The organism is Phenylobacterium sp., from assembly GCF_030697925.1.
In the GTDB taxonomy this organism is placed as follows: domain Bacteria; phylum Pseudomonadota; class Alphaproteobacteria; order Caulobacterales; family Caulobacteraceae; genus Phenylobacterium.
Genome location: NZ_JAUYOJ010000185.1, coordinates 72,238 through 94,857, shown reverse-complemented (window position 1 = coordinate 94,857; position 22,620 = coordinate 72,238). Strand labels below are relative to the sequence as shown.

22 protein-coding genes and 2 pseudogenes are annotated in these 22,620 nt (G+C 68.7%); 8 read left to right on the top strand and 16 right to left on the bottom strand.

The features are described from left to right. Together Q8Q88_RS18200 and Q8Q88_RS24795 are read left to right on the top strand one after the other, a co-directional pair. Positions 1–123, top strand: a pseudogene (locus Q8Q88_RS18200) (IS630 family transposase); the annotation flags it as partial. Positions 124–138: 15 nt separating this feature from the next. Further along, positions 139–324: pseudogene (locus tag Q8Q88_RS24795) on the top strand (GNAT family N-acetyltransferase); the annotation flags it as partial. Positions 325–329: 5 nt separating this feature from the next. Here Q8Q88_RS24795 and Q8Q88_RS18195 read toward each other — a convergent pair. Then, positions 330–2,150 (bottom strand): DUF885 family protein, encoded by a 1,821-nt coding sequence (locus Q8Q88_RS18195; RefSeq protein WP_371129876.1) that lies wholly within the window; start codon positions 2,148–2,150, stop codon positions 330–332. Between the two features lie 190 nt (positions 2,151–2,340). On the opposite strand from Q8Q88_RS18195, the gene Q8Q88_RS18190 reads away from it, so the two are divergent. Beyond that, a complete protein-coding gene (locus Q8Q88_RS18190) occupies positions 2,341–3,354 on the top strand; it encodes a fatty acid desaturase (protein ID WP_305676597.1) in 1,014 nt (337 codons plus the stop codon). Between the two features lie 28 nt (positions 3,355–3,382). Here Q8Q88_RS18190 and Q8Q88_RS18185 read toward each other — a convergent pair whose 3' ends face one another. After that, positions 3,383–4,042 (bottom strand): choice-of-anchor C family PEP-CTERM protein, encoded by a 660-nt coding sequence (locus tag Q8Q88_RS18185; protein ID WP_305676596.1) that lies wholly within the window; start codon positions 4,040–4,042, stop codon positions 3,383–3,385. A 344-nt stretch (positions 4,043–4,386) separates the two neighbouring features. On the opposite strand from Q8Q88_RS18185, the gene Q8Q88_RS18180 reads away from it, so the two are divergent. Continuing rightward, the gene (locus Q8Q88_RS18180) at positions 4,387–6,009 is read left to right on the top strand and encodes an acyl-CoA synthetase (RefSeq protein WP_305676595.1); all 1,623 of its coding nucleotides are present in this window, start codon (positions 4,387–4,389) and stop codon (positions 6,007–6,009) included. A 60-nt stretch (positions 6,010–6,069) separates the two neighbouring features. Continuing rightward, complete coding sequence (locus tag Q8Q88_RS18175; protein WP_305676594.1) at positions 6,070–6,261, top strand: hypothetical protein; 192 nt, start codon at positions 6,070–6,072, stop codon at positions 6,259–6,261. Here the strand turns inward: Q8Q88_RS18175 and Q8Q88_RS18170 are convergent, their stop codons facing one another. Next, complete coding sequence (locus tag Q8Q88_RS18170; protein ID WP_305676593.1) at positions 6,262–6,999, bottom strand: TVP38/TMEM64 family protein; 738 nt, start codon at positions 6,997–6,999, stop codon at positions 6,262–6,264. Positions 7,000–7,100: 101 nt separating this feature from the next. Next, positions 7,101–8,978 (bottom strand): DEAD/DEAH box helicase, encoded by a 1,878-nt coding sequence (locus Q8Q88_RS18165; RefSeq protein WP_305676592.1) that lies wholly within the window; start codon positions 8,976–8,978, stop codon positions 7,101–7,103. Positions 8,979–9,193: 215 nt separating this feature from the next. Between Q8Q88_RS18165 and Q8Q88_RS18160 the strand changes: the two genes are divergently transcribed. Further along, on the top strand, positions 9,194–9,628 hold the full coding sequence (locus tag Q8Q88_RS18160) for a hypothetical protein (protein WP_305676591.1): 435 nt from the start codon (positions 9,194–9,196) through the stop codon (positions 9,626–9,628). Positions 9,629–10,009: 381 nt separating this feature from the next. Here Q8Q88_RS18160 and Q8Q88_RS18155 read toward each other — a convergent pair whose 3' ends face one another. Next, a complete protein-coding gene (locus tag Q8Q88_RS18155) occupies positions 10,010–12,328 on the bottom strand; it encodes a TonB-dependent receptor (protein WP_305676590.1) in 2,319 nt (772 codons plus the stop codon). Between the two features lie 168 nt (positions 12,329–12,496). Between Q8Q88_RS18155 and Q8Q88_RS18150 the strand changes: the two genes are divergently transcribed. Continuing rightward, positions 12,497–12,664, top strand: coding sequence for a hypothetical protein (locus tag Q8Q88_RS18150; RefSeq protein WP_305676589.1), 168 nt, complete (start codon positions 12,497–12,499; stop codon positions 12,662–12,664). A gap of 3 nt (positions 12,665–12,667) precedes the next feature. On the opposite strand, the gene Q8Q88_RS18145 is transcribed toward Q8Q88_RS18150, so the two are convergent. The 9 genes from Q8Q88_RS18145 to fliQ form a co-directional block, all read right to left on the bottom strand. After that, entirely contained in the window at positions 12,668–13,048 is a 381-nt protein-coding gene (locus Q8Q88_RS18145) for a VOC family protein (protein WP_305676588.1), read from the bottom strand. A gap of 68 nt (positions 13,049–13,116) precedes the next feature. Beyond that, on the bottom strand, positions 13,117–13,473 hold the full coding sequence (locus Q8Q88_RS18140) for a hypothetical protein (RefSeq protein WP_305676587.1): 357 nt from the start codon (positions 13,471–13,473) through the stop codon (positions 13,117–13,119). Beyond that, positions 13,470–13,970 carry an SRPBCC domain-containing protein gene (locus Q8Q88_RS18135; protein WP_305676586.1) on the bottom strand — a complete coding sequence of 167 codons (501 nt, stop codon included), beginning with the start codon at positions 13,968–13,970 and terminating at the stop codon, positions 13,470–13,472. The genes Q8Q88_RS18140 and Q8Q88_RS18135 overlap by 4 nt, the downstream gene beginning before the upstream one ends. Beyond that, positions 13,954–14,307: a helix-turn-helix transcriptional regulator gene (locus Q8Q88_RS18130; protein ID WP_305676585.1), complete on the bottom strand. Its 354-nt coding sequence runs from the start codon at positions 14,305–14,307 to the stop codon at positions 13,954–13,956. The genes Q8Q88_RS18135 and Q8Q88_RS18130 overlap by 17 nt, the downstream gene beginning before the upstream one ends. 104 nt (positions 14,308–14,411) lie before the next feature. Beyond that, the gene (locus Q8Q88_RS18125) at positions 14,412–15,329 is read right to left on the bottom strand and encodes a mechanosensitive ion channel family protein (protein WP_305676584.1); all 918 of its coding nucleotides are present in this window, start codon (positions 15,327–15,329) and stop codon (positions 14,412–14,414) included. A 22-nt stretch (positions 15,330–15,351) separates the two neighbouring features. After that, the gene (gene cckA, locus Q8Q88_RS18120; protein WP_305676583.1) at positions 15,352–17,424 is read right to left on the bottom strand and encodes a cell cycle histidine kinase CckA; all 2,073 of its coding nucleotides are present in this window, start codon (positions 17,422–17,424) and stop codon (positions 15,352–15,354) included. 88 nt (positions 17,425–17,512) lie between these two features. Beyond that, the gene (gene flhB / locus Q8Q88_RS18115; protein ID WP_305676582.1) at positions 17,513–18,592 is read right to left on the bottom strand and encodes a flagellar biosynthesis protein FlhB; all 1,080 of its coding nucleotides are present in this window, start codon (positions 18,590–18,592) and stop codon (positions 17,513–17,515) included. 1 nt (position 18,593) lies between these two features. Further along, positions 18,594–19,352 (bottom strand): flagellar biosynthetic protein FliR, encoded by a 759-nt coding sequence (gene fliR, locus Q8Q88_RS18110; protein WP_305676581.1) that lies wholly within the window; start codon positions 19,350–19,352, stop codon positions 18,594–18,596. Positions 19,353–19,362: 10 nt separating this feature from the next. Continuing rightward, positions 19,363–19,626, bottom strand: a complete 264-nt coding sequence (gene fliQ / locus Q8Q88_RS18105; protein ID WP_254836300.1) for a flagellar biosynthesis protein FliQ — start codon at positions 19,624–19,626, stop codon at positions 19,363–19,365. A 214-nt stretch (positions 19,627–19,840) separates the two neighbouring features. Between fliQ and Q8Q88_RS18100 the strand changes: the two genes are divergently transcribed. Then, positions 19,841–20,236 carry a hypothetical protein gene (locus Q8Q88_RS18100; protein WP_305676580.1) on the top strand — a complete coding sequence of 132 codons (396 nt, stop codon included), beginning with the start codon at positions 19,841–19,843 and terminating at the stop codon, positions 20,234–20,236. Between the two features lie 24 nt (positions 20,237–20,260). Here the strand turns inward: Q8Q88_RS18100 and Q8Q88_RS18095 are convergent, their stop codons facing one another. Both Q8Q88_RS18095 and Q8Q88_RS18090 read right to left on the bottom strand, forming a co-directional pair. Further along, positions 20,261–21,817 carry a glycine betaine ABC transporter substrate-binding protein gene (locus Q8Q88_RS18095; protein WP_305676579.1) on the bottom strand — a complete coding sequence of 519 codons (1,557 nt, stop codon included), beginning with the start codon at positions 21,815–21,817 and terminating at the stop codon, positions 20,261–20,263. Continuing rightward, a complete protein-coding gene (locus tag Q8Q88_RS18090; protein WP_305676578.1) occupies positions 21,814–22,587 on the bottom strand; it encodes an ABC transporter ATP-binding protein in 774 nt (257 codons plus the stop codon). Before Q8Q88_RS18090 ends, Q8Q88_RS18095 begins: the two co-directional genes overlap by 4 nt. Positions 22,588–22,620 lie beyond the last annotated feature (33 nt).

Genomic DNA, 22,620 nt, shown 5'->3' with positions numbered 1-22,620 from the left:
CTCAGAAAGGCCGCCGAACGATCCGTCGACGCCCTCTGGAACCGCATCGGCCAGATCCTCGACCAGTTCACACCAGAGATCTGCGCCAACTACTTCAAGGCCGCAGGATATGCGTCAACATGATCGGGAAACGCTCTAGCCACCGAAGCCGCCACGAAGATCGTCGCCCACGCATTCGAGACGCTGCGCCTCGCCCGCCTTGCAGCATGCGTTCATCCTCAAAACCTGGGCTCTCAGCGGGTGCTCGCCAAGCTGGGCTTCGCCGATATAGGGGCGTACGAGGTGGGTGGCAGGGCCGAGCGCCTCTACCACCGCCTAGCCTAAGACCGTTAGACCCGAGCCACCCACTCGCCCAGGTTCCGCTCCAGCACGGTCAGCGGCATGGAGCCCGAGAGCAGGGCCGCGTCGTGCCAGGCCTTCAGGTCGAACTTCGGACCCAGCTTGGCCTTGGCCTCCCCGCGCAGGCGCGCCCAGACGGTGTGGCCGACCTTGTAGCTGGTGGCCTGGCCGGGCGAGCAGCAGTAGCGGTCGATCTCGCGCAGGGCGCGCGAGCGCGGATAGCCGGTGACGCTGACCATGTAGTCGGTGGCCTGGTCACGGGTCCAACGCTTGTGGTGCAGGCCGGTATCGACCACCAGCCGCGAGGCGCGGAACAGGAAGGACTGCAGGTAGCCCGCCTCCCCCCACGGGTCGCCCTTATAGACCCCCATCTCGTTGGCGAGCTGCTCGGCATAGAGCGCCCAGCCCTCGGTGAAGGCCGAGAAACCGCCGCCGGTACGCCGGATGATCGGGATCTTCGTGCTCTCCTGGCTGAGCGCGATCTGCAGGTGATGGCCGGGCGTGGCCTCGTGATAGACCAGGGTCGGCAAGTTGTACTTCGGCCACTCGTGGGTGTTCTTCAGGTTGATGAAGAAGGCGGCCGGGCGCGAGCCATCGAGCGCGGCGCTCTGATAGTAGCCGTTGGAGGCGCCGTCCTGGATGAAGGCCGGCACCCGCTTGACCGTCACCTCGGCCTTGGGAAGCGTGGCGAAGGCCTGGGGCAGGCGCGCGGCGATGGCGGCCACCTGGACATTGAGGTCGGCGATCAGGGCGGCGCGGCCCTCGTCGGTGTTGGGGTAGAGCTGCTTGGGATCGGCGTTGAGCGCGGTGAGCCGTTCGGCCACCGTGCCCTGGGTCATGCCCTGGCCCTTGAGGATCACGTCGAGGCGCGCGGTGATGTCGGCCACCTGGTCGAGGCCCAGCCTGTGGATCTCCTCGGCCGAGAGGTCGGTGGTGGTGGAGGCCTTCAGGCCGCCCGCGTAATAGGCCGCCCCGTCCTTCAGCTTCCAGACCCCGGCGTCGGGGGTGGCGATGGCGCGCGCGGCGGTCATGGCGGCGATCTGGCGGTCCAGGGCCGGGAAGATCTCTCCCGCCACGATCTTGGTCGCCGGCCCGGCATAGTCGCCCGGCAGGTTGGCGGCCTTGGCCTTGCCGGCGATGGAGGTGACCATGATGGTCGCCTCGGGCGCCTGGTCGCGCAGGGCCCGCATCTGGCCCAGCGCCAGGTCGCAGATGAAGTCCGGCGGCACGACGCCTGCGGCCACGTCGGTCTTCATCCGGTCGAGGTCCTGGTCGAGGGCCACGGCGAAGGCCTTGAGGCGGGCCATGTAGGCGTCAGCGTCCGCGGCGGTCACCACCCGGTGCTGGTTGTCCAGGAAGTCGGGGATGTCCTGATAGACCCCGGTCTGCTGGCTGACCACATAGGGGCTGAAGCGGCCGCCGACCGAGCCGAACTTGAAGCGCTCGCCGGCCGCGAGCGCGTTCTCCTGGCCGTAGAGCACCGTGTCGAGGTCGACCTTGGAGGCTGGCGACAGCGCGGCGCGGTCGATGGCCTTCAGCTTGACCACGCGGTCGCGGGTCTTGCCCAGGCGCTTGACCCGGCCGGCCTCGGAATAGTCGTCGAGCTGGCTCTTGAGCGCCGCGCGGGGGCCCTTGTCGAGGCCCAGGCCCGTGGCGCGCTCGGGGCTGTCGTCGATCATCTCCTCGAACATGGCGTCGAGCAGGGTCTTCAGCCGGGCGTCTTCCGATCCCTGGGCCAGGGCGGGCGCAGCCGCGACGAGGGCGCCGGCGGCGGTGGTCGCCAGGAAGGCGCGACGGTCGAACATGGTCATGGATCAGGCCCCGGAGCTACAATGTGACGGGACCCTATGGGGCGGTGTGCAAGGCCGGCAAGACGACGGCGTGGCGTGGCGGGTTAATTCGGCGTAATGCAGGCTGAGCGCCGTAATGGGCCTGTCGCAGAACCACCCCATTCTGCGCGTAGCTTTCGCCGCGACCTCATTTCCTGGAAGTTACTCCGACGTGACCGAGACCAAACCCGCCGACTGGAATCGCACACTCGCCCCCTATAGGCGCCCCGACTGGCGCCGCAGCCTGTTCGAGCTCGTCTTGACCGCCACGGCGCTCGGTGGCCTGTGGACCCTGGGCTGGGTGGCCATGCATTTCGGCCTGTGGTGGCTGGCCCTGCTGCTCACCGTGCCGGCGGCGGCCTTCCTGGTGCGACTGTTCATGATCCAGCACGATTGCGGCCACGGCTCGTTCTTCGCGGCCAAGGCGGCCAATGACTGGGTGGGCCGGGCCATCGGCCTGCTGACGCTCACGCCTTACGAATACTGGCGCCACACCCACGCCATCCACCACGCCACCTCCGGCAATCTGGACCGTCGCAGCCTCGGCGTGATCGAGATGCTGACCGTGGACGAATATCTGGCGCTGAGCCCACGCCGGCGGCTGGCCTACCGGCTCTATCGCAATCCGGCGGTGATGTTCGGCCTGGGGCCGAGCTTCGTGTTCTTCCTGCAGCAGCGCCTGCCCTTCGGCCTGATGAAGGCCGGTTGGAAGCCCTGGCTGTCGACCCTTGGCAACACCGCCATCGTCGCGGCGGGCGTGGGCGTGATGATCTGGCTGCTGGGCCTGGCGCCCGTGATGCTGGTCAACTTCACCACCATGGTGATCGCCGCCACCATCGGGGTCTGGCTGTTCTTCGTGCAGCACCAGTACGAGGGCGTGGCCTGGTCGAGGAACAAGGACTGGAAGCGCGACGAGGCGGCCCTGTTGGGCTCGTCGCACTACGACCTGCCCCAGCCCCTGCGCTGGCTGACGGCCAATATCGGCATCCACCACGTCCATCACCTGTCCAGCCGCATCCCCTTCTACCGCCTGCCCCAGGTGCTGAAGGACCATCCCGAGCTGAAGGACATGAGCCGCATCGGCCTTGTCGAGAGCTTCAAGAACGCCCGCCTGGCGCTCTGGGACGAGTCGAACCAGCGGCTGGTCTCGTTCCGCGATATCCGGGGCCGGGCGGCGACGGCCTAGGGAAGAGGCCGCCGCCAGCGCCGTTCGTTCAGGCCGCGACGAGACGCCTGCGGCGGGCGTCGCGCACCATCAGCCCGATTCCGCCGAAACCCACGATCATCATCGCCCAGGTCGCCGGCTCGGGGACCACCGAGATCGAGACATTGTCCAGGGCCGGCCCATAGGGCGTGTCCGTGGCGGACGCGAAGACCAGGGTGGATGTCGCGTCGAAGGCCTTGAACGTGTAGTCGTAGTACAGCCAGCCCATGCTTGCGTGGGTGTGGGCCGGGGTCACGGTGAAAAAATCGATCTGCGGCAGGGAACCGCTGATCGAGGTCACCGCGATCTTGCTTTCATCGGGGCCGTCCGGGTTGCCGGCCAGGGCGAACGACACCTTGTAGGTCACGCCGGCGACCGTGGTGATGGTCTGCGACACGCTGCCTTCGCTCAGCATCGAGAGGTCGACGCTGCGCTCACCGTCGGCGGCTTCCCAATAGGTGCCGATATAGTCGACGCCGCCGCCACCGACGGTCCAACCGGTGATCGAGGTGCTGTCCAGCGCGCCGACCGAGACGAAGCCGCCGGGCGGGATCGGCACGCCCACTTCGAAGCTTCCGTTGATGATGGCCGCCGCAGTGGCCGCGGTCGAACCCAGGCTCACAGCGGCCATCACGGCCGCGCCGCATAGAAGTGCCTTGTCGATATTCATGCCCAGCCTCCAAGGTCACGGAGATCCGACGCCATTGTTGGCAGCGACCACTTTCGAGATCGCCTAAGGAGCTCTGTGGTTGTTGAAAGTTAAAGCCCAGTTTTCGTCGGCAACAATCGGTTTCCCCAATTAGGAGATTGTCATTTCGAAAACTTGAATCCGGTCCTCTCGCGGGATTTTTTCCCAACACCCCCTCATGGTTTTGCATGTGACATCTCTATTCTAGGTGGTGACCGCAGGCCTAACCTTCCGCGTGCGTCAACTGCCCTGGCGTCAGGGTTGACCGAGGCGCGGGCCTGACCGCCAACTGGCTCCCACAAAACAAGAAATGTGGGAGGACTGCGGTGACCGCTTGGATCTTCGCCGACGTCTGGGAGGCGATCGCCGCCGCGCAGCCGGAGCGCCCGGCCCTGATCCAGGGCCAGCGGGTGGTGAGCTGGGGCCAGTTCGACGCCCGCGCCGACGCCCTGGCCGCCCATCTGGTGGCGAGCGGGCTGACGCCCGAGGCCAAGGTCGCGGCCTATCTCTACAACGGTCCTGAATACATGGAGACCTACTACGCGGCCTTCAAAGCCGGCCTGGCGCCGATCAACACCAACTACCGCTATGGCGGCGACGAGCTGACCTATCTGTTCGACAACGCCGACGCCGAGGCGGTGGTGTTTCATTCCAGCTTCGCCGGCATGATCGAGGCGATCCGCGGCCACCTGCCAACCGTGAAGCGCTGGATCGCCGCGGCCGAGCCCGGCCATCCGGTCCCGGCCTGGGCCGACGACTATGAGAGCGTGGTCGCCAAGGTCCCGGGGGAGCGGCCGTTCAAGGCGCCGTGGGGCCGCTCGCCCGACGATCTGCTGCTGCTCTATACCGGCGGCACCACCGGCATGCCCAAGGGCGTCATGTGGCGCCAGGACGATCTGTTCAACGTCATCGGGGCCGGCGGCAATGTCCTGCAGGGCGTCCCGCCCCTGACCAGCCCGCAGGAGGCCGCCGAGCGGCTGACCGACGAACAGCGGCGGACCCTGGTCTGTTGCCCGCTGATGCACGGCACCGGCCAGTTCTCGGCCTTCATCACGCTCAATGTCGGCGGCACGGTCGCCACCCTGCCCTCGCGCCAGTTCAACGCCATGGAGCTGTGGGACGAGGCGGTGCGGCTGAAGGCCGACGGGATCGTCATTGTCGGCCTGGCCTTCTCCACCCCCATGCTGGTGGCCTTGGAGGCCAATCCCGGCCGCTGGAACCTCGACTACGTCAAGACCATGAGCTCCTCGGGCTCCATGTGGAGCCAGGAGAACAAGCGCGGCCTGCTGTCCTTCGCCAGGAACGCCATGATCATGGACAGCTTCGGATCGTCCGAGGCGGTCGGCCTGGGGGCTTCAGCCTCCGCGCCCGGGGCGGAGGCGGCGACGGCGGCCTTCATGCTAGGCCCCAACTGCGCGGTGTTCGCCGAGGACGGCCGGCGGGTGGCGCCCGGCTCGGGCGAGCGCGGCCTGGTGGCGGTCACCGGCTTCCTGCCGGTCGGCTACTACAAGGACCCGGAGAAGAGCGCCAAGACCTTCAAGACCATGGAGGGCCAGCGCTGGAGCGTCCCGGGCGACTGGGCCGAGGTCAATGCCGACGGCACGCTGAAACTGCTGGGCCGCGGCAGCCAGTGCATCAACACCGGCGGCGAGAAGGTCTTCCCCGAAGAGGTCGAGGAGGCGCTGAAGACCCACCCCGGAGTCCGGGACGCGGTGGTGGTGGGCGTGCCCGACGCCCGGTTCGGCGAGCGCATCTGCGCGGTGGTCGAGGGCGATCCGGACGCCCTGACGCTGGAGGCGATGGCGGCCCATGTGAAGTCGAGGCTGGCCGCCTACAAGGCGCCGCGCGAACTGGTGGTCGTCGATTCGATCGGCCGGGCGCCCAACGGCAAGGTCGACTACAAGGCCTCCCGCGATCTGGCGCTGGCGGCGTTGGGGGTTGGGGCCTAGGCCTCAACCAATTCCTTCACGCCATTGGGCGCAGGGTGGCCCCGAACGAGGAACCATCCCATGGCCGACACGCCCCAGACACCGGAAGCGGTGGCCTATCAGCTCATGCGCGACGTCATGGCCATCGAGGGCGCCTCGGCGGCCCTGCGCGAGAGCGGCGGTCCCGATCGGGCGTGGCTGCTCACCACCTATGCGGAATGCCTCAAGGTCGTGCGCCCGGACGCCAAGTCGGCGCAGATGCGCAGCTTCTAGCTAGGCCGCACGCCGCGCGCGGGCGCCCATCCGGCCAGTGATCAGCGAGATGACGGCGAGGGCCGCCAGCGGCAGGGCGACCTCGGGCCGCGCCAGGACCGTCAGCTCCGCGGCCCGCCCGGCCAGGACCGCCTTGCCCAGGCCGGCGCCCAGATAGCTGTAGATCAACGAATAGGGCACGGCCCCGACCGCCGTGGCGGCGACATATTTGCGCACCGGCGCGCGGGCGACCCCGGCGGCGACATTGACCAGGCCGAATGGGCTCAGCGGCAGCAGGCGCAGGGTCAGCAGGTAGGCGAAGGGGCTCTGCTCGAACCCAGCCATAAGTTTGCCCAGCCGCCCGGCGGCCAGGCGGTCGCGGATCGCCTCCCCGGCGGCGAAGCGGGCCGCCAGATAGGCCATCACCGCGCCAAGGGTCGAGCCGACGATGGTGGCCATCGTGCCGGTCAGGGGCCCGAACAGGAAGCCGCCCGCCAGCATCAGCACCAGGCCGACAGGCACGAAGGCGGCGGTGGCGATGGCGTAGAGCCCGGTGAAGACCAGCAGGGCGAGCAGTGGCGTGGCGAGGATCTCGGCGCGCAGGCCGATCTCGTTGGCCCGCAGATTGCCCAGCGAGATGTCGGTGGCCAGGCCGCTGGCGTAGAGGGCGACAGCGGCGGCGGCCAGCAACACCGCCGGCGCCGCGCGGCCGAGCCGTTTCAAGCGTCCCCGCAGGGACCGGGAGACCCCATCAGTCATTCGCTCTCGCTTCCCACGACGCGTGCGACCTGGAACGCTCCGGCGAGCGTCCGTATCCAAGGCTAGTCCCGAATTTGCGACGCCGGCAAGGCGACCTGCGGCTACTTGGCGCGCTGGTCGTTGGACTTCTTCTTCCAGGGCGGCTTTCCGGCCTTGGGTCCGGGCGCGCCGAGCGGAGCCTTGGGAGCGAAGCCCTTGGTCGGCGGCCCCTTGCGGTGCGGCGGCTTGCCGTCGTTCGAAGCGCCCTTGCCGTAGGCCGGCTTGAACTTCGAGCGCGGCGGCGAGGTCGGGCCGCCCGGAGGCCCGGAGGGCTCGATCTTGATCTCTTCGTCCGCCGTGGCCTTCACGGCCTGGGAGAACTTGGCCGCGACGGCGTTGGCGATCTCGAACTTGGTCTCGCGGTCGAAGATCTTGATGGCCCCGATATCGGGCTTTGTGACATGGCCCAGGCGGCAGATCAGCGGGATCAGCCATTTGGGGTCGGCGTTCTTCGAGCGGCCCACCGTCACCCGGAACCAGGTGACCTCGTTGGGGTCCAGACGCTCGGGCTTGCCGAAGGGTCCGTCGCGCTCGCCACGCTCGGGACGGTCGCCACGGTCGCCGCGGTCGGACGGATCATAGGTGCGCTTCGGGCGCCCCTGCTCACGCACCTGGCTGTCGCGCATGCGCGCGTCGTCATAGAGCTCTTCCGGCGAGGGCAGCCGGGCGCGGTGGATGCGGATCAGGGCCGCGGCCACTTCCTCGGCCGTGCGGTTCTCCAGCACCAGCTTGGCGAGCGCCAGGTCTTCCTCGGCCATGGGCTCGGTGAGGATCGGGTCCTCCAGCAGGCGGACCTGGTCCTTGGCGCGGATCTCGTCGGCGGTGGGCGGCCCCTGCCAGACGGCCTCGATCCCGGCCGAGGCCAGGAGCTGCTCGGCCTTGCGGCGTCGGGTGTGGGAGACCAGCAGGACCGAGGTCCCCTTGCGGCCAGCCCGGCCGGTGCGGCCCGAACGGTGCAGCAGGCCGGCCTTGTTCACCGGGATGTCGGCGTGGATGACCAGGCCGAGTTCCGGCAGGTCCAGGCCGCGAGCGGCCACGTCGGTGGCGACACAGACCCGGGCATGGCCGTCGCGCAGGGCCTGCAGGGCGTCGGTGCGGGCCTTCTGGTCCAGCTCGCCGGACAGCCCGACCACGGCGAAGCCGCGTTCGCGCAGGGCCGAATGCATGTGCCGTACGCCCTCGCGGGTGTTGCAGAACACCAAGGCGCCGGGAGACTCGAAGAACCGCAGCACATTGACCACCGCCAACTCGATCTCGTTGGGGGCCACGCGGACGGCGCGATACTCGATGTCGCCGTGCGGCTCGTCGCGGCGGCTGGTGTCGATGCGCAGCGCATCGCGCTGGTAGCGCTTGGCGAGCGCCACGATCTCGCGGGCCAGGGTGGCCGAGAACAGCAGGGTGCGGCGGCCGACCGGGGCGGAGTCGAGGATCTCTTCCAGGTCCTCCCGGAAGCCCATGTCCAGCATCTCGTCGGCCTCGTCGAGGACGACGACCTGCAGGGCCGACAGGTCGAGATTGCCGCGCTCCAGGTGGTCCTTCAGGCGCCCGGGGGTGCCGACCACGATGTGGGCGCCGACATTGAGCGCCCGCTGCTCACGGCGCGGGTCCATGCCGCCGACGCAGGTCTCCACCCGCGCGCCGGCCGGGGCGTAGAGCCAGGTCAGCTCCTTGGCCACCTGGATGGCCAGCTCGCGGGTCGGCGCGATGACCAGGGCCAGGGGCGAGCCGGGCTGGCCGAATTTCTCGGCCTCGCCCAACAGGGTCGGCCCGGCCGCCAGGCCGAAGGCGACGGTCTTGCCCGAGCCGGTCTGGGCCGAGACCAGCAGGTCCCGTCCGGCGGCGTCGGGCGCCAGGACGGCGGCCTGGACGGGGGTGGGTTCGGCATAGCCTTGGCTCGCGAGCGCGCGCGCCAGGGCGGGGTGGATTTCGGGGAAGGCCATTTCAGTCCGTTTCGCAAGCCGCAACGAAAAGAAAACGCGCGGTTGCGCCTTAGAGGGCAAGCGGGCCGCCGCCGCAAGCCTTGCGACGTCGATTTTATCCACAGCGCGCACGCGCCGCAGTCGCTCAAGAGGCGAATGAGGCGAAAATCGCGGGTTCTGAGCCGCCAAACGCGCGACCGCTGGCGAAAGGGCGAGGGCCCCGCTAGCGTCCGCCCATGGAAAAGTCCCCCACCCTGCGCCGCCTGCGCGACCTGCCGGGTATCGCCGAGCTGGAGCGCAAGGCGCTCATGAAGCCGCGCTACGCCGACGTCGACGCCGCCTATGAGTTCCCGGAGATCAACGAGGCCTCCCGCGCCATCTTCGGCCTGACCGCCGAGGAGGCCGACGACGTGGTCCGTCCGGACGGCTGGGACCATATCGATCGCAAGCCCGAGCGCGACCAGGTCATGGCCTTCGAGGCCGAGGGCTGGGACGTGACCGGCGAGAACCGCCGGCCGCTTCGGATGCTGGGCCATTTCAGCCAGCAGCTCTGGCTGGCCCTGCGCGGGGTGGCGGGCGAGCTTCCGTTCGTTCCCGAGGATGACGAGCCCGACCCGATGAAGTCGTCCCTGGCCAAGGAAGCCGCGGCGTTTCGGAGGGACCGACGGTAGGAGGCCAACTACGTCCTTCTCCCCTTGCGGGAGAAGGTGGCCCCGCGAGAGCGGGGTCGGATGAGGGGTCGCACCGCCCTTTCGGACTACCGTAAGCCGCCAACGTCCAAAAACGGGGCCACTGAAAACACGAAAGTCACGGACGCGCCGTGCGGCCGCCCGGTGGACTCCTCCGTGCTTTCGGTGGAGTCCGTGGTTTGATCTTGCTTCGCCGACCTAGCCGTCGAGTTCTGAGAAACCCCTCATCCGACCTTGCTCCGCAAGGCCACCTTCTCCCGCAAGGGGAGAAGGACCGCGCGCGCCAGTCAGCACACTTGAGTTTGTACTCCCGAAAAAAAGAGAGCCGGGCGTCGCCGCCCGGCTCCCAAGGCGGGGGATAAACTAGAAGGTCTTGCGCAGGCTGACGAAGACCTGGCGGGGCGCGCCCGCCAGCAGGGTCTGGCTGTCGCCGCGCAGGGGGAATCCGTTGGAATTGATCGTCGAGATGTAGTCCTCGTCGAACAGATTGGTGACGTTGAGCTGCAGCTCCAGCCCCTCCAGCAGGGGCGTTCCCGAGAACCGATAGCCGACGGCGAGCTCGGCCAGGGTCTGGGACGGCACGCTCTGATCGTTCTCGTAGGTGAAGAAGCGGCTGCTCAGATATGAGAGCGAGGCGCGGCCGAAGAGAGCGCCGTTGTCGTAGGAGATCTCGGCCTTGAGCAGGTTCTCGGGCGTGTCGACCGTGGTCTTGCCCGCGGTCCGGGCCACGACCACTCCGTTGCCGTCCACCGTGTCGTCGTCATAGGTCGAGTCGTTGTAGGCGTAGGAGGCGAACAGCGACCAGTCGGGAGCGAAGTCCCAGGACCCGGCGGCCTCGAAGCCCTGGGCGGTGACGCCCCCGACGTTCGACAGGGCCGAGGGGTTGCCGACGATCCCGGAGCCCACCGGCACGCCGAACAGCCGGTCCTTGAACTTCACGTGGTAGACGGCGAGCACGCCCTGGAAGTCAGGAGTCTTATAGCGCCAGCCGGCCTCGAAGGTGTCCGAGATCTCCGGCTTCAGCTTGTCCTTGATGGCGTCGAAGCCGGCCTGGGAGGCGGAGAACGGCCCGGACGTGCCTGAGCTCGGGAAGGCGCGCATGCTGCGGGCGAAGGAGGCGAAAAGCTGGCTGTCGTCGCTCAGGTCGAAGCGAACCCCGGCCTGGGGCAGGAACTCTTCCTTGGCCTCGATCTTGCCGGTCTTGTTGGCGCCGACCAGGGTCTTGGCCTCGTTCTCCACCGACAGCGACTTGAAGCCGAAATTGACCGCCAGGACGTCGCTCACCGTCCAGGTGTCCTGGACGTGGAACTGCCAGGTGGTGGTGGTGAAGTCGTATTCCCACTGTGTGAAGAAGGCGCCCGATTGCATCTTCAGGCTGTCGCGCTGCGGCGCGGCGCGGTTCAGGCCGTAGAAGCGGCGGGCCTGGTTGAAGCTGTTGTCCTCATACCAGACCCCGGCGTTGATCTTGTGGCCGCCAAGGGTGAGCGTCCCGCCAGCCACCACGCCGTAGCGCTGCAGGTCATACTCCGTCGTGCGGATGGAGATCGGCGCGTCGTTGCTGGTCGCGCCGGCCACCCCGTAGTTCGGCGACGGCACATAGGGCGTGTACCAAAGGCCCTGGCCCTGGTTGTCGTGGCCGTAGACCGTGGCCTTGATATCGAAGGCCTCGCTTGCGGGCAGGGCCAGGGTGATCGCCCCGATCAGGTCGTCGCGCAGCCCCGAGGCGTTGAAATAGGCGTCGTCGACCGAGGTGATCGGCGCGGGATAGGTCGTGCCGAACGACGGGAAGCGGGGTGGAACCCCGGTGTCGCCGCGGTTATTGCCGATCTCGGCGACCTGCACGGCCTGGGCCCAGTTGCCGGAAATGTTGTCCCAGTCCGAGCCCAGCCGCTGGATCATCCCCAGTGACAGGTCCTGGTAGTCGTTCTCGCGGCGCTTGGACCAGTTGGCCCAGCCGGTCAGCGAGCCCTCGCCGATGGGTTGGACGACCTTGAAATTGATCTGCTGCTGGCGCTGCTCGCCGACGCCCTTCCATTTGTCGGCGGTGTTGTAGGAATAGCTGAGATAGCCGCGCGCGCCGCTGGGGAGCTCGCCGCTCTCCAGCCGCAGGACGCCGCGATAGGTGCTGTCGGAACCGGCGGTGACCGCCGCCAGGCCGCCGAACTCGGTCAGCGGATCGCGGGAGCTGAACTTCAGCGTGCCGCCCAGATTGTTGGCCGAGGCGGTCTCCAGGGCGCCGGCCCCCTGGGCCAGCTCCACCTGACCGACATTCTCCCCGGCGATGGCGCGCGAGATGTGCAGGCCGTTGTGGTTCCCGTAGGTCATGTCGCCCAGCGGCACGTCGTCCAGGGTGAAGCCCAGCTGGTTCTGGTTGAAGCTGCGGATGGTGATCCGCGCGGACCACTCATAGGCGCCGAACGGGTCGGCGGATTGCAGGTTCACATTGGGCAGTTTCTCGACCAGCTTCAGCGGGCTGGCGCCGGCCACCTCCAGCTGCAGCTCCTCGCCGCCCACGGTCTGGACCTGGCGGGTCTCGCCGCGGCCGAACACCACGAGCTCATCGACCGACGCGGCGTCGGCCAGGGCCGCCGCACCGGTCGCCGCCGTCTGGGCCCCCGCCGCGCCCGCCCAGGCCAGCGTCATCACGCCAAGCGCCACGCCGGTGAGAAGATGGAATTTCATGATTGCGCCCTCACGTCCGGCTCCGCCCCTCGCGGTCGCCGACCGGGGCGTGGGGTAACAGCGCTCCTTGAAGGGACGGCCAAGCTTTCATGACGACTTGCCGACACGGGGTGCGGACGAGGCGGCGATTTACCTGGGGCTCATAAAGGCCAACTAAAATGCGTGGCCATGGATCGCCGCACAGAACTCCCGCCCGCCGAACGACTGGCCGAACTCGACCGCCAGATCGCCGAGGGTCGCGACCCCACCGGACTGCTGACGCGGCTCCGCCGCGTCACCGAGGCCCAGGTGGAAACCATGAAGATTGTCGGCCGCCGGGCCGAGGATAAGGCCTGACGCCTATCTAGCCGGGGGCTCGAACAGCTCGATCGGATTGCCCGAGGGATCCTCGATGAGGATCTGCTTGCCGCCGTTGCCCTGCACGATCTCGTTTCGGAAATGGCCGCCCGCGGCCTTGAGTCTTTCGACCTCGGCGTTGAGGTCGCCGACTCCCAGCTGGATGCGGTTCCAGCCCCCCGGCGCGGGCGCGTCCCCATTCGGCATGCTCTGGCCCGCGCCGCCGGCGCCGGGGCGGTTCAGCAGCAGCCGCAGCGGCCCACGGCTGAGCATCGCGAAGCCCGGCGCCGCACTGAAGTCGACTTGGAAACCCAGCTGGTCGCGATAGAAGCCGATCGCCGCGTCCACGTCGGTCACGATGTAACGCACGCTTACCGTATCCATCGAAATCTCCCATTCGGGCTGCGGGCCGGCGCGTTTGCGCGCGCCTGACCCCGAAAAAAGGACCGGCCTTACTTGTTGGCAAGGGCGCTGGCGCCGGCCTTGGCAAGCGCCTTTTCGTTGCAGTCGGCGAGTTTGGCGTCATCCAGGGCCTTGCGACCGCTGAAGGCGGCGACCGGCCCCACCTTGTCGGCGATAGCCTTGCAGGTGGCGGCGGCGAAGGTCCGCGAGGTCGGCGTCAAGGCGACACAGGTGTCGCCTTCGCAGGTGAACATGGCGCCGCCGGCGATGAGCTTGGTCTTTTCCGCGACCGGCGCCGCCAGCTTGGCGGTAATCGCGTCGTCGGCGAGAGCCGCGCCAGCGGAAAGAGTGGCGAGGACGGCGCAGGCCGCGAGGATTCGGAGCTTCATTGAGGCGACGGCGATCATGGGGATTCTCCCTGGGAGATGGATTGGACGTAGGCCTGCTCGCGGTCGAATAGCAGGCTCAAGGTGACCACGTGGTCGTCGCGCCGCTCGACGGTGGCGAAGGGGGTCTGGTGGAAGGTCTGGATCGTCGCGCCTCTGCGCTCGGCCAGGGTGACGATCACCAGGGACTCCGCCTCGCTGGCGGGCCCCAGGTCCCAGGCCATGGTGAAGACGATCCGCTTGTCGCGTTCGATCTCGCGATAGACGCCGCCCTGCCGCTGCTCGCCGTACTCGGCCGACTTGATGCAGGCGCGCCAAGCGCCGCCCTCGCGGAACTCATGGGCGAAATGGGTGCAGATGGACGCGCCCGGCCCCCACCAGGGGGCGCGGTGGGCTGGGTCCTCCCAGAGGCGGAAAACCAGGGCGACGGGCGCGGCGAAGGCGCGGACAATGTAGATCTCGTCGTCGGCCAGCGGGGCGCCGTGCGCCGGGCGGCCGGTCTCAGTGCTTGCGGCCATCGGGCTTCTCCTTGGTGAGCTTGGCCAGATAGGCGTCCATCTTGTTGAAGCTGCCTTCCCAGAAGCGGCGGTAGTGTTCGAGCCAGCTGGCGACGTCCTTCAAGGGGCCCGCCTCCAGCCGGGCGGGGCGCCACTGGGCCTCGCGGCCGCGCGAGATCAGGCCCGCGGTCTCCAGGACCTTCAGGTGCTGCGACACCGCCGGCAGGCTGATGTCGAACGGCTCGGCGAGTTCGCCCACCGTCGCCTCGCCTTCCGCCAGCCGCGCCAGGATCGCCCGGCGGGTGGGATCGGCCAGCGCCGAGAGCGTCGCACTCAACGGGTCGGTCGCGGCTCTCATTTAATGGTGTCCTTAATTAAGCAATTGATTAAATAAACCCAAGCATGAAGCCCGTCAAGCCGGGTCGGCCGGACGCCCGATTTCCGAGAGAAGGACGCTCGCGCCTAGCCCCGCAGGCGGCGGACCAGGTTGCGCCGCGGCTTGCGGGCCGGGGCGGCGGGCTTGAGCTTGGCCTTCGGGGTAGGCGGCAGCGGGGTGTCGGCGCCGTCGGCCAGCAGGCGGGCGGCCAGCATCAGGTCGGCCTTGACCACCGCATAGTCCTCGCGCTCGACCCAGGCGCGGACCACGGCCTCGATGAAGGTCTCGGACATGCCCAGCATCTCGACCATCGGGGCGGGGTCGGGCAGCACCAGGGGATTGGCCTCGGCGCGGGCCTTGAGGCCGGCCAGCAGGGCCGGCACGTCGCGCTTGGTGTCGACGCGGAAGATCGCGTCCACGCGGCGCCTGGGGTGGTGGCTGGTGTTGACGATGACGTCGCCGAACACCTTGGCGTTGGGCATGACCACCTTGATGTTGTCGGGCGTGGCCAGTTCGGTGACGAACAGGTCCAGCGCCTTGACCGTGCCGGTGCGCCCGGCGATCTCGACCACGTCACCGACCCGGTAGGGCCTAAACAGCAGCAGCATGACCCCGGCCGCCACATTGCTGAGCGTGCCCTGCAGCGCCAGGCCGATGGCGAGCGATGCCGCCCCCACCACCGCCAGGATCGAGGTGGTCTGGACCCCGACCTGCTGCAGCACCGCGATCAGGCCGACGATGACGACCACATAGCGGGCCGCCGAGCCGCCGAAGGTCTGCAGGGTGACGTCGGGCGGCCCGTCGCGGTGGACCCTGCCGATCAGGCGGCGCACCAGGCGCGAGGCCCAGCCGGCGGCCCAGAAGGTGACCACCAGGATGATGGCGGCCACGACCAGATTCACCGCCAGGTCGCCGGCGGCGTCGATGAACTTGTGGATCACGTCCTCGTCGGCGGTGATCGTGTCGGCCAGCCGGCGGCTGACCTCGCGTTCAAATCCCTGCATGAGTTCCATTGCAGGCAGACCCTCAGGCCGCCTTCTGCAGTTCCTGTTTCACCCGTTCGGCGAGCATCTTGATATCGATGGGTTTGGGCAGGAATGAGATGTTCTCCTCGCCCTCGAGCAGGTTCGAGAACTCCGCCTCGGCGTAGCCCGAGATGAACATCACCGGCGCGCCGCACAGGAAGACCCGGGCCTGCTTCAGGAGGTCGGGGCCCTGCATCCCCGGCATGACGACGTCGGAGATCATCAGGTCGATGGAACCCGCGTGCTGCTCGGCCAGTTCCAAGGCCTCCTCGCCGGAGGCCGCCTCGATCACCTCATAGCCGCGGGCGCGCAGCAACTTGGCGGCCACCCCGCGCACGGCGTCCTCGTCCTCGACGAACAGGATGCGCCCGGCGCCGGAGAGGTCGCGGGCCTTGGGCGGCGCCTTGACCACCGGCGCCAGGGCCGGAGCCGCGGCCGAGGGCACGTGGACCGGTAGGAAGATGCGGAAAGCCGCGCCCTCCCCCGCCTTGGAATCGACGCTGATCCAGCCGTCGGACTGCTTGACGATGCCGTAGACCGTGGCGAGGCCCAGGCCCGTCCCCTCGCCCACCGGCTTGGTGGTGAAGAAGGGGTCGAAGATCTTGTCCATCACGTCGGGCGGGATGCCGGGACCGTCGTCGGAGACTTCGATCAAGGCCTGGTCGCCCTTGGCCTCGGGATAGCCGAGGCCCGCGGCCTCCTCCTGCGTCACCCGGGCCAGGCGGATGGTGACCACGCCGCCGCCGTGGGCGCGCACGGCGTCGCGGGCGTTGACGGCCAGGTTCATGACCGCGGTCTCGATCTGGCTGCGGTCGGCGCGGACGTGCGGCAGGTTGCGGCCGTATTCGGTCTCGAGCTTCACGTCCTCATAGAGCACCCGGCGCAGCAGCACCTCGGACTCGCTGATCAGCTCCCCCAGGTCCAGGGTCTCGCGCTGGACGGTCTGCTTGCGCGAGAAGGCCAGCAGCTTGCGCACCAGGTCGGCGGCGCGCGCCGAGGTCGACTTGATCTCGTTCAGGCCCTCATAGGACGGGTCGCCAACCGGGTGGCGGGCGGCCAGCACGTCGAGCTGCATGAAGATGGCGGTCAGCAGGTTGTTGAAGTCGTGGGCCACGCCGCCGGCCAACTGGCCGATGGCCTGCATCTTCTGGCTCTGGGAGAGCTGCAGCTCGATCTGCTTCTGCTCGGAGACGTCGACCAGATAGGCCACCCAGCGGCCGTCGCTCTTGGAGAGATAGAGGTGGGCGATCTTGGCCGGATCGCGTGCCAGCCGGACCTCCAGGGCCCCCACATGGCCATCCTTCAGCTTCTGGGCCGCGTCGACCCGCGAGGCCGGCTCGATCAGTTCGCCGAACACCTCGCCGGCCCGTCCGCCGCCGGCCACGGCCGCCAGGCTGTGATTGGCCTCGACGATGGTGGCGGCGAAGGGGTCCTCGCCCTCCAGCAGGGCCGCGCCGAACGGCGAGGCCGCGGCGAAGGCGTCCAGCACCTTGGGCGGCGGGGGCCTGGCGGTGTTGAAGGCGGTCAGCACCTCCATCGCGCCGGCCGGCAGGGCCAGGGTCTCGGTCGGCCGGTCGTCCAGGCGCACCAGGAAGCGGCGCTCGCCCAGGGGCGAGACGGTGGCGGCATGCTCCGAGCCGTTGGTGCGGATGGCCGCGCGGCCGGTCTCGCCCCGCCGCGCGGCGGTGAGCGCCGAGAACAGGCTGGCCGCGGAGGGGCCGCCCTTGGGCAGGCGCTGGGCCGCGCCGAGGGCCGCGCGCCACGGCGCGTTGGCCGCGTGGATGCGGCCGTCGGCCGCGGCGATGGCGGCGGGCTCGGGCAAGGCGTCGATCAGGGTGTCGACGCCGGGCTCGCTCTCCGGGTTCGCCTCGACGGCGTTGCGCAGGGCGAAGAGGCCCAGGCACGCCACGCCGAAGAGACCGACCAGCAGCATCACGCCGGCCCGCGTCGAGGCGCCGGCGTTGAAGGCCGGCACCGCGGCGAAGCCCACGGCCGCGAGGAAGCAGACGGCCGCGAACCCCATCAAGGGGTCGAAGCGGCGCCGCGCACCTTCGCGGGTCGTTGACTTGGCCATGGGGCGGCCCCGGTTGACTGAGGAGGCCATGACCTCCGACGAATCACTCACAGCGATACTCTCACGAATCCGTAGTGTTTTTTCGGGGTTAGGCCGCGCCGGCGGCGCGCCGTCCCGTCTGCATGATGAAGCCGATCAGCTTGGCCACGGCTTCGTAGTGGGTGGCGGGAATGAAGTCGTCGAGCTCGACGGCGGCGTAGAGCGCGCGCGCCAGGGGCGCGTCCTCGATGACCGGCACGCCGGCCTCCTCGGCGAGCGCGCGGATCTTGAGCGCCACGGCGTCCATGCCCTTGGCGACGCATTGCGGGGCGGCGGTCTCGCCGGGTTCGTACTTGAGCGCCACGGCGTAGTGGGTCGGGTTCATGATCACCATGGTGGCGCCCGGCACCGCGGCCATCATCCGGCGACGCGAGCGCTGGATCTGGATCTGCCGGCGCTTGGCCTTGATATGAGGGTCGCCCTCGGTGTTCTTGAACTCCTCCTTCAGCTCCTCCTTGGTCATCATCATCTTCTTCATGAAGCGCTGGCGCTGCCAGAACCAGTCGAAGCCCGCGATGACCAGCATCAGCCCGGCCACGGCGAAGACCAGCTTGCGGAGGATCTCTATGACGAAAGGCAGGATCGCCGCGGGGTCCATGGCCGACAGGCCCTGCATCGGGGCGACATAGGGCTTGACCACCACATAGCCGACCCAGGCGACGACGATGATCTTCACCAGCGACTTGAAGAACTGCATCAGGCCGTCCGGACCCAGCATCCGCTTCAGCCCGCCCATCGGCGAGACCTTCTTCCAGTCGGGCTTGAGCTTTTCGGGGCTGTACATGAAGCCGGTCTGGATCAGGTTCCCGCCCGCCCCCAGCAGGGCCGCCACCACCAGCACGGCCAGCAGGATCGGGGCCGCGGCCATGATGCTGTGGCGGGCGATGTCCACACCGCCGCCGCCTTCAAGGTTCATGTCGTGCGGATGGGCGAGGAAGGGCACCAAGGCGTTGGCCAGGTTGTTCGACATCCAGCCGCCGGCGATGGCCAGCACGCCGGCGGCCCCCGCGAACGAGGCCAGCATGGCGAGGTCCGGCGTCTTGACGACGTCGCCCTTGTCGCGGGCCTTCTGAAGTTTTCCGGGTGTCGGCTCTTCTGTTTTCGAGGCTGCGTCGTTCTCTTCGGCCATGTCAGCCCGCCACGAACAGGCTGATCAGCTCGCGATAGCGGCTGACCCAGACCATGCCGATGGTGCCCAGGCTGAGCGCGAAGATCGAGAGGCCGAACAGCACCATCAGCGGCGTGGCCACGAAGAACACCTGGAACTGCGGCATCACCCGGCCGACCAGGCCCGCGGCGATGTTGAAGATCAGCGAGAACACCACCACCGGGGCGGCGAGCTGCAGGCCCAGGCGGAAGGACCCGGACACCGTCTCGATGGCCAGCTGGGCGGCGTCGGCCACCGGCACGTCGCGGGAGAACGGGAACAGGGCGTAGGACCGCACGATCCCGGCCAGGAACATGTGGTGCAGGTCGGTGGTCATGATCAGCACGATGCCGATCAGGCCCAGGAAGGTGCCGAGCGTCGTCGACGGCGCGGCCTGGCCCGGCGCGGCGGTCTGGGCGAAGGCGAGCGTGGTCTGGATCGAGACGATCTCGCCGGCCGCCGCCAGGGACGACATGAAGAGCCGCAGGATGGCGCCGATCATCAGCCCGATCAGCACCTCCTTGATCACCGCCGTGCCGACCCCCGACACCGTGCCCGGCACTGGGAGGCCCTTGGCGATCACCGGCATCAGCATCAGCGCCATCAGGAAGGCGAAGGCCAGCCGGATGCGCGGCGGCACGGTGGTGTCGCCGAACCCGGGCAGCAGCATGATCATCGCCCCGATACGGGCGAAGATCAGGCCTCCGGCATAGACCTGAGAGGCGACCGCGTAGGATTCCATCGGCGCCCGGCTACATCGCCGCGATGCGCGCGGCGATCTGGCGCATGAAGCCGCTCATCAGGGCCCCCATCAGCGGCAGGAAGACCAGCAGCGAGATGAAGATCGCCACGATCTTCGGCGCATAGACCAGGGTGGCTTCCTGGATCTGGGTGAGCGCCTGCATCAGGCCGATGCCGACGCCGACGACCAGGCCGACGATGAGCACGGGGGCGGACAGCTGGATGGTGAGCCAGATGGCGTCGCGGCCGACGTCCAGAACTTCGGCGCCGTTCATCGGGGGCCTCTTGGGTAGCGCGTGGATGATATGCTGAGAGCTAGGCGGATTTTGCCCAGCTATGGTTAACGAAGGGAGAATCCGGGGCCCATGGCCGGGCTCGACCTGGAGTGGCGGCGGCGCTTTACGATGCTGGCCGGCAATCAAATCGAAGCAGCTTGCGTGCACGCTTCTCGCCCAATGCCTTGATCGCCGACGGCCATGAGGACGGACGATGCAGCTTACGATCCCTGAGTTCGCCGGAATGCTGGTTCTAGCCGCCTGCCTGGGCGGCGGCGGCGCGGCGGGCTTGATGTCCTTAGTGGAACAGAAGGCGACGCCCGAGCTGCTGACTGACCTCAGCAGCGAGTATTCTGACGCTGATCGCCAATTCGCCAAGCGGATCGCTCGCGCGTTTCCAGCAGGTTCTTCGGAAGCGGCCCTAATCACCACCCTGGAGCGTCAGGGTTTCGTCCCCGACTGGCGTGAAACCGCCGACGGAGAACGATCAGCAGTCTTCGACTTCAGCAATATTGTTTGCGTCCAGAAGGCGCGCGTGCGGTGGCGGACCGACGCGAACGGCCGCATTCAAACAATCCAGAGCCGCTATGGCGAAGAAGGGTGCTGGTAGGTTCCGGCCGCCGAGCGCCCGGCGTCAGGGGCGTGCGGACAGATTTCGCTCCAGCGCCCGCGCCGCCTCGGCCGGGGTCGCCTTCCCTTCGTCGCGGTCGACGCTGTAGTTGGCTGCGCGCATGGCCTCGACGGTGATCGCGCCGACCAGGGGCCGCAGGGCTTCGATCAGCCGGGTATCCCCTGCCCGCTTCGGCGAGATCAGGATCACCGCGTCATAGGGCGGCAGGGCGCCCTTGGGGTCTGTCAGCACCACCAGCCGGTCGGCGGCGATGCGGCCGTCGGAGGAGAAGGCCGAGATCACGTCGGCCTCACCGCCGGACAGGGCCCGGTACATGAAGGTCGGCTGGAAGGACCGCTCGGCCTTGAAGTTGAAGCCATAGGCGGCGTCGACGCCCTTCCATTCCGGCCGCGACAGGAACTCCAGGTCCGAGCCCAGGGTCAGGCGCGGCGCCTCGCGGGCCAGGTCGGCCAGGCTGGTCACGCCCAGGGCGCGGGCGCGATCGGCGCGCATGGCGAAGGCGTAGGCGTTCTCGAAGCCCAGCGAACCCAGGACGATCACGCCGTCGCGGCGCTTCAGCTCGGTGGTCAGTTCGGCCAGCACCGCCGCGCGGCCGGGATTGTCCTCGCGCTTCAGGACGTTGGTCCACAGGGTGCCGGAATAGTCGACATAGACGTCGAGCTCGCCGGCGGCGAGGGCGCGGTAGGCCACGGCGGAGCCGAGGTCTTCCTTGCGGGTCACCTGGGCGCCGGCGCCTTCCAGCCGCTCGGCCATCAGTTCGGCCAGGATGTACTGCTCGGAGAAGTTCTTGGCGCCGACCACATAGCTGGCGGGCTTGCCGAAGCTGGCCAGCGGGAGGAGCCCGGCGACCAGCCCGACCGCCAACAGCGCGACGCCCGCCACGACCAGGCCGCGCTTGCGCCGCGCGGCGCCGGTCTCGATCAGGCCCAGCAGCTGGTCGACGATCATGGCCAGGGCCGCCGAAGCCGCGCAGCCGAACAGGACGAAGACCCAGTTCTCGGTCTGCAGCCCCGCGAAGATGTAGTTCCCGAGGCTGGTCTGGCCGACCGGGGTGGAGAGGGTCGCGGCCCCGATGGTCCAGACCGCGGCGGTGCGAACCCCGGCCATGATCACCGGCATGGCCAGCGGCAGCTCGACCTGCAGCAGGCGCTGGCGGGCGGTCATGCCCACGCCGTCGGCGGCCTCGCGCACCGCCGGATCGACCCCGAGGATCCCCGCCGTGGCGGTGCGCAGGATCGGCAGCATCGAATAGAGGGTGAGCGCCAGCAGCGAGGGCAGGAAACCGAGCGCCGAGAAGCCCTGGCCGAAGGTCGCCAGGCTGAGCGCCGAGAGCGCGAGCAGCAGCGGATAGAACAGGGCCAGCAGGGCCAGGCTGGGGATGGTCTGGATCAGGCCCGCGAGCGCCAGGACCGGCCAGCGCAGCCGCGGGCTGCGGCTGGCGGCCACCGCCAGCGGCAAGCTGATCAGCAGGCCGAGCGCCAGGGCGCTGGCGCTGAGCAGCACGTGCCAGCCGAGATACTCCGACAGGAGAGCGAAGGCGTCCGCCACGCGAGGACTCACGAGGCGGTCTCCAGCCGGGCGCGCAGACGCTCGGCCTGGCGGCGCGGCGCCTCCAGCAGCGCCAGGACGTCGGGGTCCCGACTGGTGGCCAGCAGGTGTCCCGGGGTCCCGTCGGCGACGATGCGCCCGGCCTTAAGCACCACGACCCGGTCGGTCAGCAGCACGGCCTCGGTCATGTCGTGGGTGACCATCACGGTGGTCAGGGACAGCTTCTCGTGCAGGGCGCGATAGTCGGCGCCGAGCTCCTCGCGGGTCACCGGATCCAGCGCCCCGAAGGGTTCGTCCATCAGCAATATGGCGGGTTGGGCGGCCAGCGCGCGCGCCACGCCCACCCTCTGCCTCTGGCCGCCGGAAAGAGCGGCGGGCAGCCGGGCCGCCACCTCGCGCGGCAAGGCGACGAGATCGAGCAGCTCGTCGACCCGGGCGGCCATCCTGGCCCTGTCCCAGCCGAGCAGCTTCGGCGTAATAGCGATGTTCTCGCCCACCGTCAGGTGGGGGAAGAGGCCGATCTCCTGGAACACATAGCCGATCCGGCGGCGCAGTTCGTGCGGCGCGCGGCCCGCGGTGAGGTCCCCGGTGACACGTACCGTCCCGGCGTCGGGCCAGGCCAGACCGTTGATGGTCTTGAGCAGGGTGGTCTTGCCCGAGCCCGAGGCGCCGACCAGGGCCACGAACTCTCCAGGGCCGACCGACAGGCTGACGCCGTCCAGCGCCGCGTGGGCGCCGTAGCGCTTTTCGATGTCGACAAGCTCGATCGCGGGTGACGGCATGGCCAAGGCGTAGCATGGCGAAAACCAAGATGC

What these genes read in the sequence shown, in the direction of transcription:
- Q8Q88_RS18100 (WP_305676580.1), top strand. Translation starts at nt 19,841, where the DNA reads ATGCAGCTTACGATCCCTGAGTTCGCCGGAATGCTGGTTCTAGCCGCC.
- Q8Q88_RS18165 (WP_305676592.1), bottom strand. Translation starts at nt 8,978, where the DNA reads ATGGCCTTCCCCGAAATCCACCCCGCCCTGGCGCGCGCGCTCGCGAGC.
- Q8Q88_RS18125 (WP_305676584.1), bottom strand. Translation starts at nt 15,329, where the DNA reads ATGCAGGGATTTGAACGCGAGGTCAGCCGCCGGCTGGCCGACACGATC.
- Q8Q88_RS18140 (WP_305676587.1), bottom strand. Translation starts at nt 13,473, where the DNA reads ATGATCGCCGTCGCCTCAATGAAGCTCCGAATCCTCGCGGCCTGCGCC.
- Q8Q88_RS18150 (WP_305676589.1), top strand. Translation starts at nt 12,497, where the DNA reads ATGGATCGCCGCACAGAACTCCCGCCCGCCGAACGACTGGCCGAACTC.
- Q8Q88_RS18145 (WP_305676588.1), bottom strand. Translation starts at nt 13,048, where the DNA reads ATGGATACGGTAAGCGTGCGTTACATCGTGACCGACGTGGACGCGGCG.
- fliR (WP_305676581.1), bottom strand. Translation starts at nt 19,352, where the DNA reads ATGGAATCCTACGCGGTCGCCTCTCAGGTCTATGCCGGAGGCCTGATC.
- flhB (WP_305676582.1), bottom strand. Translation starts at nt 18,592, where the DNA reads ATGGCCGAAGAGAACGACGCAGCCTCGAAAACAGAAGAGCCGACACCC.
- Q8Q88_RS18185 (WP_305676596.1), bottom strand. Translation starts at nt 4,042, where the DNA reads ATGAATATCGACAAGGCACTTCTATGCGGCGCGGCCGTGATGGCCGCT.
- Q8Q88_RS18195 (WP_371129876.1), bottom strand. Translation starts at nt 2,150, where the DNA reads ATGACCATGTTCGACCGTCGCGCCTTCCTGGCGACCACCGCCGCCGGC.
- Q8Q88_RS18155 (WP_305676590.1), bottom strand. Translation starts at nt 12,328, where the DNA reads ATGAAATTCCATCTTCTCACCGGCGTGGCGCTTGGCGTGATGACGCTG.
- Q8Q88_RS18090 (WP_305676578.1), bottom strand. Translation starts at nt 22,587, where the DNA reads ATGCCGTCACCCGCGATCGAGCTTGTCGACATCGAAAAGCGCTACGGC.
- Q8Q88_RS18160 (WP_305676591.1), top strand. Translation starts at nt 9,194, where the DNA reads ATGGAAAAGTCCCCCACCCTGCGCCGCCTGCGCGACCTGCCGGGTATC.
- fliQ (WP_254836300.1), bottom strand. Translation starts at nt 19,626, where the DNA reads ATGAACGGCGCCGAAGTTCTGGACGTCGGCCGCGACGCCATCTGGCTC.
- Q8Q88_RS18170 (WP_305676593.1), bottom strand. Translation starts at nt 6,999, where the DNA reads ATGACTGATGGGGTCTCCCGGTCCCTGCGGGGACGCTTGAAACGGCTC.
- cckA (WP_305676583.1), bottom strand. Translation starts at nt 17,424, where the DNA reads ATGGCCAAGTCAACGACCCGCGAAGGTGCGCGGCGCCGCTTCGACCCC.
- Q8Q88_RS18135 (WP_305676586.1), bottom strand. Translation starts at nt 13,970, where the DNA reads ATGGCCGCAAGCACTGAGACCGGCCGCCCGGCGCACGGCGCCCCGCTG.
- Q8Q88_RS18175 (WP_305676594.1), top strand. Translation starts at nt 6,070, where the DNA reads ATGGCCGACACGCCCCAGACACCGGAAGCGGTGGCCTATCAGCTCATG.
- Q8Q88_RS18130 (WP_305676585.1), bottom strand. Translation starts at nt 14,307, where the DNA reads ATGAGAGCCGCGACCGACCCGTTGAGTGCGACGCTCTCGGCGCTGGCC.